Source organism: Pseudomonas sp. B12(2026) (assembly GCF_057767015.1).
The window spans coordinates 43,761-61,424 of sequence record NZ_CM173430.1 but is presented as its reverse complement, the minus strand read 5'-3'; the positions used below and the strand labels follow the sequence as shown (position 1 = coordinate 61,424).

Below are 17,664 nucleotides of genomic sequence, written 5' to 3'. Positions count from 1 at the left end.
TGGTTGAAGCAGGTTCGCACGACGAGACCCGCAGCATGACCGAGTCCTTCACCCGCATCGGCGTGATCGGCGCCGGCGCCATGGGCCGTGGCATCGCCCAGTTGTTCGCCACGGCCGGCCTGCCGGTGCGCCTCTACGACAGCAACGCGCAGACCGTGGAGCAGGCGCTGGCCTTCAACCGCGAGCTGCTGGAACGTTCGGTGGCCAAGGGCAAGCTCAGCCCCGACGCGCTCGCCGCGACCATGCAGCGCCTGCTGCCGGCCCACAGCCTGGACGAGCTGGCCGACTGCGACCTGCTGATCGAAGCCATCGTCGAGGACCTCGGCGCCAAGCAGGCGCTGCTCGCCGAGCTGGAGAAGCGCGTGGCGCCGGACGCGGTGCTGGCGAGCAACACCTCGTCGCTGTCGGTCACCCGCATCGCCGCGCGCTGCCAGCACCCACAGCGGGTCGCCGGCTTCCACTTCTTCAACCCGGTGCCGCTGATGCGCATCGTCGAGGTGGTGCGCGGCCAGCGCAGCGACGACGCGGTGATCCAGCGCCTGTGCCGGCTGGCCGAGCGCGCCGGGCATTTCCCGGCGGTGTCGCCGGACAGCCCCGGCTTCATCGTCAACCACGCCGGCCGCGCCTTCGGCACCGAGGCCCTGCGCATCCTCGGCGAAGGCATCGCCACGCCGGCGCAGATCGACCGCATCCTGCGCGACGGCCCGGGCTTCCGCATGGGCCCGTTCGAGCTGTTCGACCTCACCGGCCTGGATATCTCCCACGCGGTGATGGAGTCGCTCTACCAGCAGTTCTACCAGGACCCGCGCTACACCCCCTCGGCGCTGGCCGCGCAGCGCGTCGCCGGCGGCCTGCTCGGGCGCAAGAGCGGCGAGGGCTTCTACCGCTACCGCGACGGCCAGCCGCTGGCCGAGCCGCAGGCGCAGCCGGAACCGATATTGCTGAACCGCCCGTACTGGCTCGATAGCCAGGACCCGGAGCTGCGCCACCGCATCGCCGCGATCCTCACCCTGGGCGGCGTGGTGCTGGAAACCAGCGAAGCGCCGTCGTCCCGCGCCATCTGCCTGGTCACTCCGCTGGGCGGGGACGCCAGCACCTGCATCGACGCCCTCGGCCTGCCGCCCGAACGCAGCCTGGCGCTGGAGACCTTCACCGACCTGGACCGCCGCCGCGTGCTGATGCGCCAGCCGGCCCTCGACCCGAAACTGGAGGCCCAGGCCCGGCAGGCGCTGGGCAGCGACGGCGTGCCGGTGGAGGTGATCAACGATTCGCCCGGCTTCATCAGCCAGCGGGTGGTCGCCAGCATCGTCAACCTGGGCTGCGAAATCGCCCAGCGCGGCATCGCCAGCCCGGTGACGCTGGACCGCGCGGTGCAACTGGCGCTGGGCTACCCGTTCGGCCCGCTGGCCTTCGGCGAGCACTACGGCGCGGCGCGCATCCTCACCATCCTCCAGGGCCTGCAGGCCTGCTACGGCGAGGCGCGCTACCGGCCAAGCCCCTGGCTGCGCCGCCGCGTGCAGCTCGACCTGCCGCTGCACAGCCCGGACCGGGCGGAGTGAACGCCTGCGGGTGACTTCATCGCCGCAGGATGGCGTGGAGCGAAGCGATACCCATCGATGACCGTGCGAGCAACGCCGATGGGTATCGCAAGCTCCACCCATCCTACGAAAGCGGGGCACCGCCGCCGCGTGCAGCTCGATCTGCCGCTGCACAGCCCGGATCGGGCGGAGTGAGCGCCGGCGGGTGACTTCATCGCCGTAGGATGGCGTGGAGCGATACCCATCGATGACCAGGCCCGCAGCGGGCAAGCGAACGCTAGAAGGCCATGCGCTGTCCGGCCGCCAGGGCTTCCAGCGCCGCCGTGCGCCCGGCCGGCGGCAGCGCGCCGAGCTTCTCCACCCGCGCATAGAACGCCGGCCAGTTGCCGCCGACCTGGGCGAACAGCGCGGCAAAGGCGGGCACCCACTGGTCATAGAGGCCGAAGGGCAGCAGCTTGGCGTTGTTCAGCGGGCCCTTGACCCAGGCGTCGAAGGGCGCCTTGCCGCCCCAGTCGCGGTCGCACAGCTCGCGGTACTCGCGGCGCAGGCGCTCGAACTCGGCCGCCTTGCCGGCGCGCTTTTCGGCGTCGCTGCGCGGGCTGGCGTAGAGCCTGTCCAGGCGTTCGCGGGTGTCGAGCACCAGCTGGGTGAAGCGCGTGCGCTGCTCGGCCAGCTGCGGCGCCTCGTCCGGCAGGTCGCGCGCGGCGCGCCAGCGGCGGCCGCCCTCGGCTTCGACGAAGGAGGCGAAGGATTCGTTGAAGGCGGTGTCGCCCGGCAGGTAGAACTTCTGGTGCGCCAGCTCGTGGAAGATCGTCTCGGCCAGGCGCTGGTCGCCCCAGCGCAGCATGCTGCTGAGGATCGGGTCGTCGAACCAGCCGAGGGTCGAGTAGGCCTCCACGCCGCCGACGTACACGTCCAGCCCCTGCGCCTGCAGGCGCCCCGCCTCGGCCTGGGCGCCCGCCTCGCCGTAGTAGCCGCGGTAGGCCACGCAGCCGGCGACGGGGAAGCAGTGGGTCAGCGGCCGCAGCGACAGCTCCGGGGTGGCGAAGACGTTCCACACCACGCTGGGCCTGTGGATATCCGCGTAGAGGCGGTAGCTGCGGTTGTCCGGCAGGCCCAGTTCGCTGACGGCGAAGGCGCGCGCCTGCTGGGACAGCTCCAGGCGCCGGCGCAGTTCGGGATCGCGGGAGGGGTCGGCGACCACCTCGGCCACCGGTTCGCGGGCGGCCAGCAGGCGCAACTGTCCGTCGGCCAACTGCCCGTAGTAACCCACCGAGGAACAACCGCTCAGCGCCCAGATCGCCAGGCAGGGAACCCAGCGGCACAGGCGGCGGTCGAGTGTCGGGACAAGAAGGCGGAAGGGCATGCGCGGAACATAGCACAGCGCCCGGTCCGCCCGCTGGCACGACGCAACCGACCCAGGAGTTCCCCCCGATGCGCGCCGCTCTCACTGCCATCAGCCTGCTCGCCCTGAGCGGCTGCTCCCTGCTGATGCCACAACCCGACCCGAACCGCGCATGGATCGACCTGGACACCAACGGCAAAAGCGACCTCGCCGCCCTCCAGGTGGACGACCGGGACTGGCCCAGCTCACGCTACTTCGAGGTCGATCCGGGGCAGCACGAACTGCGCGTGCGCTTCCAGTTCGAGGTCGAGCCGGTGGATATCGGTCCGGTGGACGAGGCCCTGTGGCGCGATTGCGAGCTGACGGTGAAGTACAAGGACTTCGCCGCCGGCCAGCGCTACCGGCTGGAGACCGGCAGCATCGGCTTCCGTCCCTGGGCCCGGCTGTACGACGCGCAATCCAACGAAATCGCGCGGGGCCGCGAGCGCGGTTGCGATCGCGCCTGAGCGCCCTGAGCGGCGCAGGGTTATGCTGTGGGCCAGGTCCTTCGCCTCGGTAAACCGCCATGCGCCTGTGTCTCCTCTTCGCGCTCGCCCTGCTGGGCGGCTGCGCCGGCCCGCTGCCCGCCCACGATCCGCAGATGGCCTGGGTCGATCTCTACACCGCGGCCGGCAGGACCGTGATGGCCGAGCGCCTGAACGGCAAGCGGGTCGACGACGGCCGCTTCTTCCAGGTGCCGCCGGGGCGCAACGAGCTGCTGGTGCGCTTCCAGTACGAGGTTTCCGGGAGCGGCGGCGGCATGGGCGGGCTGATCGAACCCATGGAGCTGACCTGCCGGGTCAAGGTGATCTACGACGATTTCGCCGCTGGCCAGCGCTACCGCCTGGAGTTGCGGCCGCAGTTGCGTAGCGCGCTGGCGTTGCTGACTGATGCCAACGGGACGCTGGTGGCGCGGACGGATTTCCAGGGGCCGGTGAGGTGTGGGTTGTTCTGAGGGGCTGAGGGGCTGGAACTCTTGAAGGGTAGAGCGGCTGCGTAAGGCACTGACTGGTGCGTGGCGTTATCTGCCGCTTTCGTGTTGGGTGTTTCTGCGCCGCTTCGGCGTGTGCTGGGAGATTTGGTTTCGCCCTCCCGGGCGAGTCCCTTTTGGGGCCCCAAAAGGAACCAAAAGGGCCCGTCCCGACATCCGGGTCTTCGCTGCGCTCAGACTTCCCTCGCTCCGGTATTGCTCCGAGGGTCGGCGTACAAGGGCCGTCCCTGGCCCTTTACGCCTCTCGCGGCATCCATGCCGCTCGCCCCTCTGCGCAATACCTCCACTCGGCCTCCTGACGGGACTCTGCGCGCGCCGGATGTTTCGGTGTGACAGGCAGAGCCGGAGCTGAAGGATCGCTCTTCGTAGGATGGCGTGGAGCGAAGCGATACCCATCACGGCGGATAACGCCGCGCGTTATCCGCCCTTTGATCGGCGCAAGGGCCTTCGTCAGCTGTCGTTCTTCTGGTAGATGATCCGCCGCTTCCCGCCGTCGCAGGTGCCGACCACCATGTTCGGGTCCTTCACCTCGGACTTGTCCACGATCTCCAGGGTGTAGGAGGTCACCCCGGCGGCCTGGATCTTGGTCTCGATCTCGGCCTTGAGCTCCTCGCACGACTTGGGCACCGCCCAGCTCGCCGGCATTGCCAGCAGCAGCGCCACGCCTGTCGCCACGGCCCATTTCAGTGTCATAGCCATCCTCGTCATATCCCCGCGCGGGGCACCCTGTCCTGACGGTGGACCACCGGGCGGCGACAGAGTGCCCGGCCGGCGGGCAAGGGCTTTCCCCCGAGGCGGCAAGCCATGAAAAAGGCCGGGGCCGGACGGCCCTCAGCTGTCAGCGATGCGGAAGCCGACCTTGATGGTCACCTGGTAGTGGCCGACCGCGCCGTTCTCGATGTGCCCGCGGGTTTCCAGCACCTCGAACCAGTCCAGGTGCTTGATGCTCCTGGCCGCCTCGGCCAGGGCATTGTTGATGGCGTCCTCGATGCTGGTGCGGGAGGAACCCACCAGCTCGATCTTCTTGTAGGTGTGATGGTTCGACATGCCCACTCTCCTCTGTTCGCCGCTCTGCCGGCGCCTTCCTAGGACACTAGTAGAGGGGTGGGCGCAGGGCAAACGCGCCCGCGGCGATCGCTCGGCTCAGCCTTCCAGCTCGCCCCGCAGCCACTCCGCCAGCAGCGTGGCACGGCGGTCCGGCAGGCGCGCGGGCACCCACAGCGCCAGCCGCGCGCGGGTCTCGACGAAGCCCCAGGGTGCGGCCAGGCGGCCGGCGGCGAGGTCGTCGGCGACCACCTGCTGCGGCGCGATGGCCACGCCCAGGCCGGCCACCGCCGCCTCCAGCAGGTAGTAGAGGTGCTCGAAACCCTGCCCGAGCTGCAACGCGCCGGCGTCCAGGCCGCTGTTGGTCGCCCAGGCCGGCCAGGCCTGCGGGCGCGAGGTGGTGTACAGCAGCGCCTCGCCGAGCAGGGCGCTGGCGGGCGCCGCGCAGAGTTCGGCGAAGCGCGCATAGCGCGGGCTGAGCACCGGGCCGACGCGCTCCACCGCCAGCTCGTGCACCTGCATGTCCGCCGGCCACGGCGGCTCGGCGAAGTGCAGGGTGGCGTCGAGGCCGGCGCGGCGCGGGTCGATCTCGCCTTCGCTGGCCGACAGTTGCAGGCGCAGGCCGGGCAGGTCACGGTTCAGCCGGTCCAGGCGGGGAATGAACCAGCGCGCGAGCAGGCTGCCCGGGCAGCCGAGCACGAAGGGCGCGTTGCCGCCGGCCTGGCGGCGCAGCTCGGCGCAGACGTTGCGCAGGCGCTCGAAGGAGTCGCTGGCGACCTCGCTCAGGCGCTGGCCGGCATCGGTGAGTTTTACGCCGCGCCCGTCCTTGACGAACAGGGTGACGCCCAGTTCCTCCTCCAGCAGGCGGAGCTGCCGGCTCACCGCGCCGTGGGTGACGTTCAGCTCGTCCGCCGCCGGGCTCACGCCGCGCAGACGGGCGGCGGCCTCGAAGGCGCGCAGGGCATTGAGCGGCGGAAGGTCTCGGGGCATGGCGGTCGATCCGTGAGTTTTCCTGACAGGTCGTGGCGATCTTATCGCTTTTCCCGCCCGCCCCGCAGCCGTATCCTGAGGCCACTTGCAGGAGCGGATCCCATCCGCGAAAGCGCCCGCAGGGCGCTCCCATGCCACATCCCCAAAGGAGCCTTCCCATGTCCACACTGCGCACCGGTCCCGACGCCAAGGGCCTGTTCGGCAGCTTCGGCGGCCAGTACGTCGCCGAAACCCTGATGCCGCTGATCCACGACCTGGCCCGCGAGTACGAGAAGGCCAAGGACGATCCGCAGTTCCAGAAGGAACTGGCCTACTTCCAGCGCGACTACGTCGGCCGCCCGAGCCCGCTGTACTTCGCCGAGCGCCTGACCGAGCACTGCGGCGGCGCGAAGATCTACTTGAAGCGCGAAGAGCTGAACCACACCGGCGCGCACAAGATCAACAACTGCATCGGCCAGATCCTCCTGGCCCGGCGCATGGGCAAGCAACGCATCATCGCCGAGACCGGCGCCGGCATGCACGGCGTGGCCACCGCCACCGTGGCTGCGCGCTTCGGCCTGCAGTGCGTGATCTACATGGGCACCACCGACATCGATCGCCAGCAGGCCAACGTGTTCCGCATGAAGCTGCTCGGCGCCGAGGTGATCCCGGTCACCGCCGGCACCGGCACCCTGAAGGATGCGATGAACGAAGCCCTGCGCGACTGGGTGACCAACGTCGACAGCACCTTCTACCTGATCGGCACCGTGGCCGGCCCGCACCCGTACCCGGCGATGGTCCGCGACTTCCAGGCCGTCATCGGCAAGGAAACCCGCGAGCAGCTGGCCGAGAAGGAAGGGCGCCTGCCCGACTCGCTGGTCGCCTGCATCGGCGGCGGCTCCAACGCCATGGGCCTGTTCCACCCGTTCCTCGATGACGCCAGCGTCAAGATCGTCGGCGTCGAAGCCGCCGGCCACGGCATCGAGACCGGCAAGCACGCGGCCAGCCTGAACGGCGGCGTGCCGGGCGTGCTGCACGGCAACCGCACCTTCCTGCTGCAGGACGAGGACGGCCAGATCATCGACGCGCACTCCATCTCCGCCGGCCTGGACTACCCCGGCATCGGCCCGGAACACGCATGGCTGCACGATATCGGCCGCGTCGAATACACCTCGATCACCGACCACGAGGCGCTGCAGGCCTTCCACACCTGCTGCCGCCTGGAAGGCATCATCCCCGCGCTGGAGTCCTCCCACGCGCTGGCCGAAGTCTTCAAGCGCGCGCCGAACCTGCCCAAGGATCACATCATGGTGGTGAACCTGTCCGGTCGTGGCGACAAGGACATGCAGACCGTCATGCACCACATGCAACAGGAGCCGCAAGCATGAGCCGCCTGCAGACCCGCTTCGCCGAACTCAAGCAGCAGAACCGCGCCGCCCTGGTGACCTTCATCACCGCCGGCGACCCGGGCTACTCGACCTCGCTGGACATCCTCAAGGGCCTGCCGGCGGCCGGCGCCGACGTGATCGAGCTGGGCATGCCGTTCACCGACCCGATGGCCGACGGCCCGGCGATCCAGCTGGCCAACATCCGCGCCCTGGGCAACGGCCAGAACCTGGTGAAGACGCTGAAGATGGTCCGCGAATTCCGCCAGGGCGACAGCACCACGCCGCTGGTGCTGATGGGCTACTTCAACCCGATCCACTACTACGGCGTGGCGAAGTTCATCGCCGACGCCAAGGAGGCCGGCGTCGACGGCCTGATCGTCGTCGACCTGCCGCCGGAGCACAACGAAGACCTCTGCGACCCGGCCCAGGCCGCCGGCCTGGACTTCATCCGCCTGACCACCCCGACCACCGACGACCAGCGCCTGCCGACCGTGCTCGATGGCAGCTCGGGCTTCGTCTACTACGTCTCGGTGGCCGGCGTGACCGGCGCGGGAGCTGCGACCCTGGAACACGTCGAACAGGCCGTGGCGCGCCTGCGCCGCCACACCGACCTGCCAGTGGCCATCGGCTTCGGCATCCGCACCCCGGAACACGCGGCGAGCATCGCCCGCCTGGCCGACGGCGTGGTGGTGGGCTCGGCGCTGGTGGACAAGATCGCCAACGCGGAAAGCTCCGCCGACGCGGTGCAGGGCGTGCTCGGCCTGTGCCGCGAACTGGCCGAAGGCGTGCGCAACGCCCGCTGAGGACCGCTTTTCGCGCTTTTCGTAGGAGCGAGCTTGCTCGCGAACAGCGTTATCCGGCTGCTCCGATGCCGGGCAGGTTCGCGAGCAAGCTCGCTCCTACAAAGTCCGCACCCACGAAAAAGCCCGGCATTCGCCGGGCTTTTTTCGTTTCAGGCGAGGCTTATTCCAGCGCTTCCTCCTGCGCGTCTTCCGCTTCGCCTTCCACCGCGGCGTCGCCGCCAGCCAGGCCCAGGCCTTGTGCGGAGCCCATGGCGAAGGCCATGAATTCCGGCACGCTCATGTCCTTGCCGTTGAACTTCACCTGGTCGTTGGCGTAGGCCAGCGAGCTGGTCAGGGTGTTGCCGTCGAGCACGGCCCATTCCGATTGCAGGGCCATGCCGCTGAACAGGTCGACCATGGCGTCGGACTGCTGCTTGAGCGCCACCGGATCGACGCTGCCCGCCGCTTCGCCACCCAGCGAGCCCTGCAGGGCGACGATGTCGCCGATCACCGCCTTGTCCACCTTCAGGTCGGCCTTGAGCGCGGCCAGGACGCTGCGGGCCAGCTCGTCAGGCGTGGCCGCGGCGGCATCGGGCTTGCGCAGGTCGACCGACAGGGAAGCCCTGGCCACGCCATGGCTGGTCTGCAGCGACAGCTCGTCCAGCGACAGCACCGGCGAGCCTTCCAGCAGGGCCAGGCCGAGGCGCTTGAGCTCCTCTTCCTGCTGCGGGGTCAGCTCGGTGCTTTCCAGGCTGTCCAGGGCCATCCTGTTGTAGGACTCCTTGAAGGTCTTGAGCACGCCTTCGTCGAGGTTGCGCAGGCTCAGGTCCAGCTTCACGCCGCCGATTTCCTGGCCCTGCACCACGACCTTGCCGACGCGGTAGGAGAGGCTCTGGTCCAGGCCCTTGCCGCCCTGCTTGAGGACCTCCTCGACCACGGCGTCGCGCAGCTCGACTTGCGGCGCGCCCGGCGACGCGATGTTCAGGCTCTTGATGGTGGCGGAGCTGGGGCCCAGGGCGAAGCCGTTGGCGTTTTCCTTCTTCTCGCCCTGCATGCCCAGGTCGCGCAGCTGCACGCGCGCCGGCTGGCCGCTGGCCTCGTCGGTGAAGTCCAGGTCGACCTCGGCGAGGTTGCCCACGGCGCTCACCTCCTTCCTGTCGCCGGAGACGCTGAAGGTCATCCTGACCGGGGACATGCGCAGCTTGTCGCTGTCCTGGGCGAACTGCAGGGGCGCGGTTTCGACGCTGCCTTCCTGCTTCTGGTCGTAGTGGATGGTCAGCTCGCCGGACAGCGGCGCCTTGCCGCCGGCGGCGGTGAACAGCGCGGCGGTGAGCTCGTTCTGTTCCAGGGTGAAATGGCTCTGCGCCAGGACCGGCGCCAGCTTGCCCGCGGCCAGGCGCGAGGCCGGGAAGGGGCCGTGCTCCAGGCGGTCGGTGAAGACCAGGGTCTGCGGCGGCTCGCCTTCCTTGCCGGCGAAGGTCAGGTTGTAGCGCGCGGTGCTGGAGAACAGGCCACGGCGCATGTCCACCAGGGTCAGGTAGGCGCCCAGGCCGGGGGCTTCCTGCTTGAACAGTTCGTTGGCTTCGGTGATGCCGCGGTTCACTTCCTGCTCGACGCGGGTGCCGGTGTACCAGGCGCCGGCCAGGGCGGCGCCGACGATGGCAAGGGGAATGGCGATGGCCAGGGCGGTCTTTTTCATGCTGAGTCCTTTCAAGTGCGGCCGTACGGAGGACGTCCTGTCGACCGCTTATGGGAGTGGGCGGCGGATGCTAGCAGGCGCGCCGCCATCACTCCAGCCCGTCAGCTGCAACCGTCCCACTGCGCCAGCATTGACCCTCCGCGCGCGGCTGTCAGGATAGAGCGCTCCTCCTTCCCGGGAAGCCCACGCCATGGCCCTGCTGCACAGCCTCCATCACGTCGCCCTGATCTGCTCGGACTACCCGCGCTCGAAGCATTTCTACACGCAGGTGCTGGGCCTGAAGGTGATCGCCGAGACCTACCGCACCGCGCGCGACTCGTGGAAGCTCGACCTGGCGCTGGGCGACACGCAACTGGAGCTGTTCTCCTTCCCCGGCGCACCGCCGCGGCCGTCCTATCCCGAGGCCCAGGGGCTGCGCCATCTGGCGTTCGCGGTGGACGACCTGGAGGCCGCCGTGGCGCACCTGGAGCGGCATGGTGTGACCTGCGAGCCGATCCGCGAGGACGAACTGACCGGCAAGCGCTTCACCTTCTTCGCCGACCCGGACGACCTGCCGCTGGAGCTCTACGAACGCTGAGTCCCGGCTGACGCCTTTGTAGGATGGCGTGGAGCGCAGCGATACCCATCGATTCGGTGCGCCCACAGCATGGGTATCGCTGCGCTCCACCCATCCTACGGGTTAGCGGCCGGCTGAAGCCCCGTAGGAGCGGACCTTGTCCGCGAATCGCTCTCCAACCCCGGCGATAACCGGCAAACGCCATCGCGGACAAGGGCCAGGCGCCCCCGTCTCTCCTACAAAAGCCGCCTCGGCGCCGGATCAGGCCGGCACCGCCGCATCCCCCAGCGCCCCGCGCAGGCTCGCCAGGTCCCGCAGCGGCGGCGCGCCGAACAGGCGGCTGTATTCGCGGCTGAACTGCGACGGGCTCTCGTAGCCCACGCGATGCCCGGCCACCGCCACCTCCAGCCCTTCGGAGAGCATCAGCCGCCGCGCTTCCTGCAGGCGCAGCTGCTTCTGGTACTGCAGCGGGCTCAGCGCGGTCACCTCCTTGAAGCGGTGGTGCAGGGTGGACACGCTCAGGTTCACCTCGCGCGCCAGTTCCTCGATGCGCAAGGACTTGTCGAAGTTGCAGTTGAGCCACTCGATGGCGCGGGTGACGCGGTGGGTCTGGCTGTCGGTCATCGCCAGGTCGTGCAGCAGGTGCCCCTGCGGGCCACGCAGCAGGCGGTAGAGGATTTCGCGGACGAACAGCGGCGCCAGCATCGGGATGTCGCGCGGGGTATCGAGCAGGCGCATCAGCCGCAGCAGGGCGTCGAGCACGCTGCAGTCCACGCGCTGCAGGTAGATGCCCCGGCTGGCCGGGCGCGGCGTGCTGCCGGCGAGGCCCGCCTCGGCGATCAGCCGGGTGAGCTCGCCCGGATCGATGTCCAGGCGGATCGACAGGTAGGGCTTCTCCCGCGAGGCCTCGATCACCTGCCCGGACACCGGCAGGGTCACCGAGACCACCAGCAGGTTGAGCTCGTCGTAACGGTACAGCTCGGTGCCCAGGCGCACGTCCTTGCTGCCCTGGGCGATGACGCACAGGGCAGGGCGGTAGAGGGTCGGCATCCGCCCCGCGGTGGGGCTGTCGCTGCGCGCCACCAGCAGGGAATCGATGGCGGTTTCGAAGACGCCTTCGCCCTGGCAGTGGCGCTGGATGATATCGGCCAGCTCCTGGCGGCCGGCGACGACGGGATCGTAGGACTGGGACATGCGGGACCTCCGGTGGCGGCGCACGCAGCTTACGCCCGCGGCGCGTGCGCGAGTGTGACAGTAAGGCAGCCGCCGGAGGATCAGGCAAGCAATCGGCAGGAATGGACAAGCTGCGCCCGGTTCGACACGCGCACCATCACAGTGCAGGGCAAAAACGCGCGGTTTTCCGGCGATCGACAGGGCCGCGCAGGATCAGGCAAGAAGCCGGCAGCATCCGGATAACGCCGCGCGCGGGCCGGCCCGTAGGCTTCCTGTCAGTGGTCCGAAGGGCCACTTTCTCCTTTAACGCGGAGGACAGGACATGCCCTGGCAAACACCCATCGAACATGAATTGCAGATCCACCCCCGGGCGGGGCACGAGGCGGAACTCGGCGCCTTGATCGACAACCTGGTCGACGGCGCCCGCCGCGCGCCGGGATGCCTGCGCATCCAGCTGCTCGCCCGGGACGACGGCCAGCCGTGGCGGCTGCAGGGCAGCTGGAAGGACGAGGAGGCGCTGCTGGACTTCTTCGCCACGCCCTCGTCGCAGCTGCTCGGCGAAGTGCTCTTGTGCCACTGCCGAAGCCTCGGCGGCGGCATAGTGGAAACCCTCGATCAGGCCACCGGAAAGGTGGCCTGAGCTTTTCAGGTGCCGGGCTTTTCAGGCCCTCAATATTCCAGGCTCCAGCCCAGGCTGAAGGTGCGGCCGCGGCCCTGGTAGTCGTAGAGGTAGGCCGGCCCGTAGGTCGGCGAATAGAACAGCGCCGCGCGCTGGCCCCAGACGGTGCTGTACTGCTTGTCCAGCAGGTTCTGGATACCGGCGCTGAAGGTGCCGAAGCCGGTCTTCTGCTCGCCCATCAGGTCAAAGGTGGTGTAGCCGTCGATCTCGTGGCCGGCGTCGTCCTCCAGGTCGAACGCGTGCTGGGCCTGCAGGCGGGCGCTGCGCTCACCATCGCTCCAGCCGACGAAGGCGGTGGACTTGGACAGCGACACGTAGCGCGCATCACGCTTGATCCAGTCGCCGTCGGCATCCTCTTCCTCCGAGCGCACCAGGTGCAGCGTGGTGCCGCCCTGCCAGCCGTTCTCGAAGTAGCGGGTGACCGCGCCCTCGAAGCCGAAGTCGCGGCTCTTCTGGTCCTGCACGTCGATGGTCAGGGTCGCCTGGTCGGTGGTGATGATCTTGTCCGACCAGATGTAATAGACCGCCGCCTGCGCCTGCCACTGCAGGTCGTTGTAGCGCCAGCCGGTCTCGACCTGGCGGCTCTTGATGCCGGCCAGCGGGTTGTCGTCCACCGACAGGCCGGCCTTGCCGTAGTACTTGGCCGGGTCGGGCAGGTCGAAGCCTTCGCTGTAGTTGCTCCACAGCTGGTGGCCGTTCCTGAAGTCGTAGATCGCACCGAGGTTGAACAGGTTGACCTGGTAGTCGTTGCTGCCGCCGGGCACGCCTTTGAAGTCGTCCACCTCGACGTCCATCTTCTGGTGGCGCGCGCCGCCGGAGAGGGTCAGGTTGTCGCTGGCCTTCCAGTCCAGCTGGCCGTACACCGACAGGCCGTCGACGATGTAGCTGGGGTAGCGCGGCGCGCTGCTGGCGGTTTCCAGGTCCAGGCCGCCGCTCCCGGAGGAGACGCGCTGGTCGAAGACCTTCTGCTCGGCGTTGAAGCGCTCGTGGTCGAAGTCCACGCCGTAGGTGAACTTGAGCGAATCCCACTGCTTGCTGAACAGGCCCTTGAGGCCGCTGACCTCGAAGTTCTGCTGCGAGGCGGCGAAGTACACGCCCCTGGAGCCGGCGGGCTTGCCGCTGTTGTAGTAGGGGAAGGGGTAGAAGTTGTCGTCTTCCTTGCGGTAGTACGCCTGCAGGTAGAAGTCCTGTTCCAGCAGGTTGGCGTGGTGGTAGTTGGCGTTGAGCAGCACGCGGCGGGTGCGCGGCTCGAGGTCGGTGTCCAGGCCGCTGCGGATCTGCGCGTCTTCCAGGTCCGACGGCGCCTGGTACTTCAGGTTGGGAAAATAGATGCCGGTGCTGCCGTCGTTGCCCGAGTCGTAGTACTGCGCCAGCAGGTCGAGGCTCTGCTCGTCGGTGAACTGCGCGGTGAGGTTGCCCAGCACGTCGACGGTGCGGTTGTACTGCAGGTCGGTCTGGGTGTTGTCGATGAAGATCTGGTTGCCGGCGCCGTCATAGAAGGCTTCGTTCTTCTCCGCCGAAACGCCCAGGCGGCCGACCAGGCTGTCGTTGCCGCCGCTGATCGACTGCGCGGCGCGGGTCGACAGGTCGTCGCTGTTGTTGAAGCCGCTGCTGGCGCCCAGTTGCGTCTCGAAGCGCGCATCGCCGGCGGCGCCCTTCCTGGTGATGATGTTGATGATGCCGCCGGTGGCGCCGCCGCCGTAGATGGCGTTGGCGCCGGAGAGCACTTCGATGCGTTCGACGTTGAACGGCGAGATGCTGTCGAACTGGCGCGACAGGCCGCGCGAGCTGTTCTGGCTGACGCCGTCGATCATCACCAGCACGTTGCGCCCGCGCATGTTCTGGCCGTAGTTGGTGCGGCCTTCCGGCGCCAGGTCGAGGCCGGGGACCAGCTTGCCCACGGCTTCCTTGAGGCTGACGCCGGTGTCCAGCTGTTCGCGCAGCTGGGTCTGGTCGACGACCCAGACGGTGCCGGGAATCGAGCTGATCTCGGTGGGCGTGCGCGCCGCCACGCTGATCTGCATCGGCGCCAGGCTGAGGGCGGCGGAATCGTCCGTCTCGCGCTTGAGCAGCACGGTGCGCGCGTCGGTGAAGCGCCAGCTCACGCCGCTGCCGGAGAGCAGCCGGTTGAGCGCTTCTTCGGCACTGTAGGTGCCATCCAGCCCTTCGCTCTGCAGGCCCTGGATGTCCTCGGAGTTGAACAGCAGGTGCAGCCCGGCCCGGTCGGCGAACTGGGTCAGCGCGCTGTCCAGGCTGCGCGGGGCGATGTGCAGCTCGACGGCGGCGGAGCCGGCCGCGTGGGCCAGGGGAGCGCCGGCGCCGAGCAGGGAAGCCAGCAACAGCGCGCGGTGCAGCGGGGCAGGACGGTAATGCATGCGGGAGAAATCCGTTCTTGTGTGGGCAGGGTCGCGTATTGAGAATTTTTCGCGTTCCTGCCTACGACGAAACGGCCGGGCAAACCTTGCAGTGGCAAATGCAAAAAATTTTCATTTTCCTGCCTCGCCGCGCCGAAGTCCTTGCCGCCAGTGAGGTCGTAGGATGGCGTGGAGCGCAGCGATACCCATCGATGCCGGCGCGTACACAGCATGGGTATCGCAAGCTCCACCCATCCTACGAAGAGTCTCCGGTCAGGCTTTGGGCGCGGGGCGGATCAGCACCAGCCAGGGCAGGTGCGTCACCGTTACCGGCTGCAGGCGCTCCAGGGTCTTGAGCAGGGCGCCGGGGTCCTGCAGGTCGAACACCCCGCTGACCTTGTGCTGGCGCAACGCGCTGTCGGTCAGCACGATGCGGCCGGGCAGGTAGCGCTCCAGCTCGTCGAGCACCTCGCCCAGCGGGCGCTGGTTGAAGATCAGCTTGCCGCGCTGCCAGGCGCTGGCGCTGGACAGGTCCAGCGGCTGCACCGGCCCGGGCGCGGCGCTGTCGCGGTAGCGCAGGCGCTCGCCGGCGGACAGCCGCACCGGCGCGCTGCCGGCGCTGTTCACCTGGACCACGCCTTCGCTCACGTCCACGCGCACCTGCGGCCCGCGGCTGTCCACGTCGAAGCGCGTGCCCACGGCGCGCACCTCGCCGCTCCCGGCTTCGACGATGAAGGGCCGCGCCGCATCCTTGGCCACCTCGAACAACGCCTCGCCACCGTGCAGGCGCAGGCGCCGCTGCTGCGGACCGAAGTCCACGGACAACGCGCTGTCGCTGTTCAGCCAGACACGGCTGCCGTCGGCCAGTTCCAGCATCCGCCGCTCGCCGGTACGGGTGGCGTAGTCGGCATACAGCCCGGCCAGCGGCTCGGGCAGGGCAATGGCCACCGCGATGGCGGCAACGCACGCCGCGGCGGCCAGCGCCAGCCACCGACGGGGGCGGCGCACGCGCTGGCGATGGCGTTCGGCGACCTGCGTTTCCGGCAGTGCGCCCCACAACACCTCGGCCTCGCGGGCGGCGCGTTCGTGCGCCGGGCTCTGTCCGCGCCAGCGCAGGAACGCCATGCGCTCGACGGCCCCGGCGCTGCCCGAATGCAGCTGCACCAGGCGCTCGATGGCCTCGTCGGAAAGGTACCTGTCCACGCGGCTCATGGCGCATCCCCCTGGCGCTGCAGGCAATCGCGGCAGTGGCGCATGGCCTGGACGATGTACTTGCCCACCATGCTCTCGGACACGCCCAGGCGCCGGGCGATCTGCGCGTGGGTGAGGCCGTCGAGGCGGTTCAGCAGCAGCGCCGCGCGCGCGTTGGGCGGCAACTGGTCGAGGGCGGCATCGAGGCGTTCCAGCGCCTCATGGGCGAGCAGGCGGTGCTCCAGCCCGGACGCGGGGTCGCTCAGGTCGTCGGCCACCGTTTCGTCGACGTGCAGCTCGGCCAGCCGGCCCTCGCGGCGCAGGTTGTCGATGGCGATGTTGCCGGCGACGCGGAACAGGTAGGCGCGCGGGTCCTGCACCTCGGCCTCGGCGGGGTGGTCCGCCAGGCGCAGCCAGGTGTCCTGGGCGACGTCGGCGGCGCGCTGGTGGTCCCCCAGCCTGCGGGCGAGGAAGCGCATCAGGTCCGCGTAGTGCGCCTGGAAGCTCTGCAGCAGGGAGGAGGAGGCGAAGCGCCGCATGATGGCCGAAATACCCCGGAAAACCGGCCAACGTCTGTCAGGCCGGTGCGAAGGGTCGGCAGCATACACCGAATCGAGAATTATTATCGAATGCAAAAATGTGTCAGCTGGTGAACTGCGACAGGTCCAGCGGCCGCACCTCGCCCAGCCACAGGCCGTAGTCGCGGTGGTCGCGCAGGTCGTCGCCGGTGTTGGGGTGGACGAAGATCACCAGCCCGTCGCGGTTCAGCGCCAGCCAGGGCACCAGGGTGCCGAAGGTGTCGGCGGCGAAGGCCAGCTGGCAGCTCCAGTCCGGGTGCGGGCCGACCGGGCGCTCGTGCACGCGGCCCATCTTCGCGCCGAAGCGGCGCGCCGCCTCCTCGCACAGCGCGCGGGCGCGCGCGAGGCTGCCGGCGTCGAAATAGACGTGGGCGTGGAAGTCCTTGATCGGGGTGTCGTTCATCGGTCCTGCTCCAGTTCCGCCTGCAGCCAGTCGACGAAGCGCTGCACCAGGCGCATGCGCCGCTTGCGCTCGGGCAGCACGGCGTAATAGCCGAAGCGCGATTGCAGCGATCCGGCGATGGGCCGGCACAGTAACCCCTGCTCCAGCAGCTCGTCGACCAGATGCCGCCAGCCGATGGCCACGCCCTGCCCGGCGATGGCCGCCTGCACCAGCAGGGTGTAGTTGTCGAAGCGTAGCCCGGCGGGGGCCGGCGCACCGTCGATGCCCAGCGCGCGGTAGACGCCGGCCCAGTCGAACCAGCGGCTGTGCGCCTCGGGCTTGAGGTGCAGCAGCGGCAGTTCGGTGAGCGCCTGGGGCGGCAGCGGCAGCTCGCGGCCTTCCAGCAGCCGCGGGCTGCACACCGGGAAGACTTCCTCGCTGAACAGGCGCAGCGCCTCGCCGTGCTTGAAGCGCCCGTCGCCGAAGGCGATGGCGACGTCGATATCGCTGCGCAAGGCGATGGGACTGCGGTCGCTGCTGATCAGGCCGACGTCCAGCTCCGGGTGCGCCTGGCGGAAGCGCGGCAGGCGCGGCATCAGCCAGTAGGCAGCGAAGGCGAAGTCGGTGGCGACCTGCAGCACTTCGTGGGGATTCTTCGCGGTGACCGCGGCGATACCGGCGTCGATGCTCTCCAAACCAGCCTGAACGTGCTGCTGCAGGACCTGTCCACTCTCGGTGAGGGCGATGCCGCGGTGGATGCGGTCGAACAGGCGCACCGCGAGGAGCTTCTCCAGGCGCTTGATCTGCTGGCTGACCGCCGGCTGGGTGGTGCCCAGCTCGCCGGCGGCGGCGGTGAAGCTGAGCAGCCGGGCGGCGGATTCGAACACGCGCAGCAGCTCCAGCGGCACGTTCATGCCCGGCCCTCACATAAGCATTGGTTATCCGAAGCATGTTCC

At 69.1% G+C, this 17,664-nt stretch carries 18 protein-coding genes; 7 read left to right on the top strand and 11 right to left on the bottom strand.

From position 1 onward, the window contains the following. Window positions 1–35 precede the first annotated feature (35 nt). Window positions 36–1,559 (top strand): 3-hydroxyacyl-CoA dehydrogenase, encoded by a 1,524-nt coding sequence (locus AC3B6A_RS00285; protein WP_488403740.1) that lies wholly within the window; start codon window positions 36–38, stop codon window positions 1,557–1,559. Window positions 1,560–1,815: 256 nt separating this feature from the next. On the opposite strand, the gene AC3B6A_RS00280 is transcribed toward AC3B6A_RS00285, so the two are convergent. After that, on the bottom strand, window positions 1,816–2,904 hold the full coding sequence (locus AC3B6A_RS00280) for an aminopeptidase (protein WP_488400328.1): 1,089 nt from the start codon (window positions 2,902–2,904) through the stop codon (window positions 1,816–1,818). Between the two features lie 68 nt (window positions 2,905–2,972). Here AC3B6A_RS00280 and AC3B6A_RS00275 point away from each other — a divergent pair, with 68 nt between their 5' ends. Together AC3B6A_RS00275 and AC3B6A_RS00270 are read left to right on the top strand one after the other, a co-directional pair. Further along, on the top strand, window positions 2,973–3,389 hold the full coding sequence (locus tag AC3B6A_RS00275; protein ID WP_488400327.1) for a PA0061/PA0062 family lipoprotein: 417 nt from the start codon (window positions 2,973–2,975) through the stop codon (window positions 3,387–3,389). Window positions 3,390–3,448: 59 nt separating this feature from the next. Continuing rightward, a complete protein-coding gene (locus tag AC3B6A_RS00270; protein ID WP_488400326.1) occupies window positions 3,449–3,877 on the top strand; it encodes a PA0061/PA0062 family lipoprotein in 429 nt (142 codons plus the stop codon). Window positions 3,878–4,363: 486 nt separating this feature from the next. Here the strand turns inward: AC3B6A_RS00270 and AC3B6A_RS00265 are convergent, their stop codons facing one another. From AC3B6A_RS00265 to AC3B6A_RS00255, 3 genes are all read right to left on the bottom strand, one after another. Beyond that, window positions 4,364–4,558: a DUF1161 domain-containing protein gene (locus AC3B6A_RS00265; protein ID WP_488403738.1), complete on the bottom strand. Its 195-nt coding sequence runs from the start codon at window positions 4,556–4,558 to the stop codon at window positions 4,364–4,366. Between the two features lie 186 nt (window positions 4,559–4,744). Further along, window positions 4,745–4,960 carry a dodecin gene (locus tag AC3B6A_RS00260; protein ID WP_488400325.1) on the bottom strand — a complete coding sequence of 72 codons (216 nt, stop codon included), beginning with the start codon at window positions 4,958–4,960 and terminating at the stop codon, window positions 4,745–4,747. Between the two features lie 96 nt (window positions 4,961–5,056). Continuing rightward, complete coding sequence (locus AC3B6A_RS00255) at window positions 5,057–5,947, bottom strand: LysR family transcriptional regulator (RefSeq protein ID WP_488400324.1); 891 nt, start codon at window positions 5,945–5,947, stop codon at window positions 5,057–5,059. Window positions 5,948–6,105: 158 nt separating this feature from the next. Here AC3B6A_RS00255 and trpB point away from each other — a divergent pair, with 158 nt between their 5' ends. Together trpB and trpA are read left to right on the top strand one after the other, a co-directional pair. Continuing rightward, window positions 6,106–7,314: a tryptophan synthase subunit beta gene (gene trpB / locus AC3B6A_RS00250; RefSeq protein WP_488400323.1), complete on the top strand. Its 1,209-nt coding sequence runs from the start codon at window positions 6,106–6,108 to the stop codon at window positions 7,312–7,314. Then, on the top strand, window positions 7,311–8,117 hold the full coding sequence (gene trpA, locus AC3B6A_RS00245) for a tryptophan synthase subunit alpha (RefSeq protein WP_488400321.1): 807 nt from the start codon (window positions 7,311–7,313) through the stop codon (window positions 8,115–8,117). The genes trpB and trpA overlap by 4 nt, the downstream gene beginning before the upstream one ends. 160 nt (window positions 8,118–8,277) lie before the next feature. Here trpA and AC3B6A_RS00240 read toward each other — a convergent pair whose 3' ends face one another. Next, window positions 8,278–9,795, bottom strand: coding sequence for a YdgA family protein (locus tag AC3B6A_RS00240; RefSeq protein WP_488400320.1), 1,518 nt, complete (start codon window positions 9,793–9,795; stop codon window positions 8,278–8,280). A 190-nt stretch (window positions 9,796–9,985) separates the two neighbouring features. On the opposite strand from AC3B6A_RS00240, the gene gloA2 reads away from it, so the two are divergent. Beyond that, complete coding sequence (gloA2, locus tag AC3B6A_RS00235; RefSeq protein WP_488400319.1) at window positions 9,986–10,372, top strand: SMU1112c/YaeR family gloxylase I-like metalloprotein; 387 nt, start codon at window positions 9,986–9,988, stop codon at window positions 10,370–10,372. A 240-nt stretch (window positions 10,373–10,612) separates the two neighbouring features. Here gloA2 and AC3B6A_RS00230 read toward each other — a convergent pair whose 3' ends face one another. Continuing rightward, on the bottom strand, window positions 10,613–11,545 hold the full coding sequence (locus AC3B6A_RS00230; RefSeq protein WP_488400318.1) for an AraC family transcriptional regulator: 933 nt from the start codon (window positions 11,543–11,545) through the stop codon (window positions 10,613–10,615). A 301-nt stretch (window positions 11,546–11,846) separates the two neighbouring features. Here AC3B6A_RS00230 and AC3B6A_RS00225 point away from each other — a divergent pair, with 301 nt between their 5' ends. After that, a complete protein-coding gene (locus AC3B6A_RS00225) occupies window positions 11,847–12,164 on the top strand; it encodes an antibiotic biosynthesis monooxygenase family protein (RefSeq protein WP_488400317.1) in 318 nt (105 codons plus the stop codon). A 29-nt stretch (window positions 12,165–12,193) separates the two neighbouring features. Here AC3B6A_RS00225 and AC3B6A_RS00220 read toward each other — a convergent pair whose 3' ends face one another. The 5 genes from AC3B6A_RS00220 to AC3B6A_RS00200 all read right to left on the bottom strand — a co-directional run bounded on the left by AC3B6A_RS00220 (window position 12,194) and on the right by AC3B6A_RS00200 (window position 17,622). Then, complete coding sequence (locus tag AC3B6A_RS00220) at window positions 12,194–14,578, bottom strand: TonB-dependent receptor (RefSeq protein WP_488400316.1); 2,385 nt, start codon at window positions 14,576–14,578, stop codon at window positions 12,194–12,196. A 252-nt stretch (window positions 14,579–14,830) separates the two neighbouring features. Continuing rightward, window positions 14,831–15,769, bottom strand: a complete 939-nt coding sequence (locus AC3B6A_RS00215; RefSeq protein ID WP_488400315.1) for a FecR family protein — start codon at window positions 15,767–15,769, stop codon at window positions 14,831–14,833. Beyond that, entirely contained in the window at window positions 15,766–16,287 is a 522-nt protein-coding gene (locus tag AC3B6A_RS00210) for an RNA polymerase sigma factor (RefSeq protein WP_488400314.1), read from the bottom strand. The genes AC3B6A_RS00215 and AC3B6A_RS00210 overlap by 4 nt, the downstream gene beginning before the upstream one ends. A gap of 103 nt (window positions 16,288–16,390) precedes the next feature. Then, window positions 16,391–16,729: a DOPA 4,5-dioxygenase family protein gene (locus tag AC3B6A_RS00205; RefSeq protein WP_488400313.1), complete on the bottom strand. Its 339-nt coding sequence runs from the start codon at window positions 16,727–16,729 to the stop codon at window positions 16,391–16,393. Further along, window positions 16,726–17,622: a choline sulfate utilization transcriptional regulator gene (locus AC3B6A_RS00200; RefSeq protein ID WP_488400312.1), complete on the bottom strand. Its 897-nt coding sequence runs from the start codon at window positions 17,620–17,622 to the stop codon at window positions 16,726–16,728. Before AC3B6A_RS00200 ends, AC3B6A_RS00205 begins: the two co-directional genes overlap by 4 nt. Between the last annotated feature and the right edge of the window lie 42 nt (window positions 17,623–17,664).

Excerpts from the sequence above, each read along its gene's own strand:
- AC3B6A_RS00285 (WP_488403740.1), top strand. The coding sequence starts at position 36 with ATGACCGAGTCCTTCACCCGCATCGGCGTGATCGGCGCCGGCGCCATG.
- AC3B6A_RS00280 (WP_488400328.1), bottom strand. The coding sequence starts at position 2,904 with ATGCCCTTCCGCCTTCTTGTCCCGACACTCGACCGCCGCCTGTGCCGC.
- AC3B6A_RS00275 (WP_488400327.1), top strand. The coding sequence starts at position 2,973 with ATGCGCGCCGCTCTCACTGCCATCAGCCTGCTCGCCCTGAGCGGCTGC.
- AC3B6A_RS00270 (WP_488400326.1), top strand. The coding sequence starts at position 3,449 with ATGCGCCTGTGTCTCCTCTTCGCGCTCGCCCTGCTGGGCGGCTGCGCC.
- AC3B6A_RS00265 (WP_488403738.1), bottom strand. The coding sequence starts at position 4,558 with ATGCCGGCGAGCTGGGCGGTGCCCAAGTCGTGCGAGGAGCTCAAGGCC.
- AC3B6A_RS00260 (WP_488400325.1), bottom strand. The coding sequence starts at position 4,960 with ATGTCGAACCATCACACCTACAAGAAGATCGAGCTGGTGGGTTCCTCC.
- AC3B6A_RS00255 (WP_488400324.1), bottom strand. The coding sequence starts at position 5,947 with ATGCCCCGAGACCTTCCGCCGCTCAATGCCCTGCGCGCCTTCGAGGCC.
- trpB (WP_488400323.1), top strand. The coding sequence starts at position 6,106 with ATGTCCACACTGCGCACCGGTCCCGACGCCAAGGGCCTGTTCGGCAGC.
- trpA (WP_488400321.1), top strand. The coding sequence starts at position 7,311 with ATGAGCCGCCTGCAGACCCGCTTCGCCGAACTCAAGCAGCAGAACCGC.
- AC3B6A_RS00240 (WP_488400320.1), bottom strand. The coding sequence starts at position 9,795 with ATGAAAAAGACCGCCCTGGCCATCGCCATTCCCCTTGCCATCGTCGGC.
- gloA2 (WP_488400319.1), top strand. The coding sequence starts at position 9,986 with ATGGCCCTGCTGCACAGCCTCCATCACGTCGCCCTGATCTGCTCGGAC.
- AC3B6A_RS00230 (WP_488400318.1), bottom strand. The coding sequence starts at position 11,545 with ATGTCCCAGTCCTACGATCCCGTCGTCGCCGGCCGCCAGGAGCTGGCC.
- AC3B6A_RS00225 (WP_488400317.1), top strand. The coding sequence starts at position 11,847 with ATGCCCTGGCAAACACCCATCGAACATGAATTGCAGATCCACCCCCGG.
- AC3B6A_RS00220 (WP_488400316.1), bottom strand. The coding sequence starts at position 14,578 with ATGCATTACCGTCCTGCCCCGCTGCACCGCGCGCTGTTGCTGGCTTCC.
- AC3B6A_RS00215 (WP_488400315.1), bottom strand. The coding sequence starts at position 15,769 with ATGAGCCGCGTGGACAGGTACCTTTCCGACGAGGCCATCGAGCGCCTG.
- AC3B6A_RS00210 (WP_488400314.1), bottom strand. The coding sequence starts at position 16,287 with ATGCGGCGCTTCGCCTCCTCCTCCCTGCTGCAGAGCTTCCAGGCGCAC.
- AC3B6A_RS00205 (WP_488400313.1), bottom strand. The coding sequence starts at position 16,729 with ATGAACGACACCCCGATCAAGGACTTCCACGCCCACGTCTATTTCGAC.
- AC3B6A_RS00200 (WP_488400312.1), bottom strand. The coding sequence starts at position 17,622 with ATGAACGTGCCGCTGGAGCTGCTGCGCGTGTTCGAATCCGCCGCCCGG.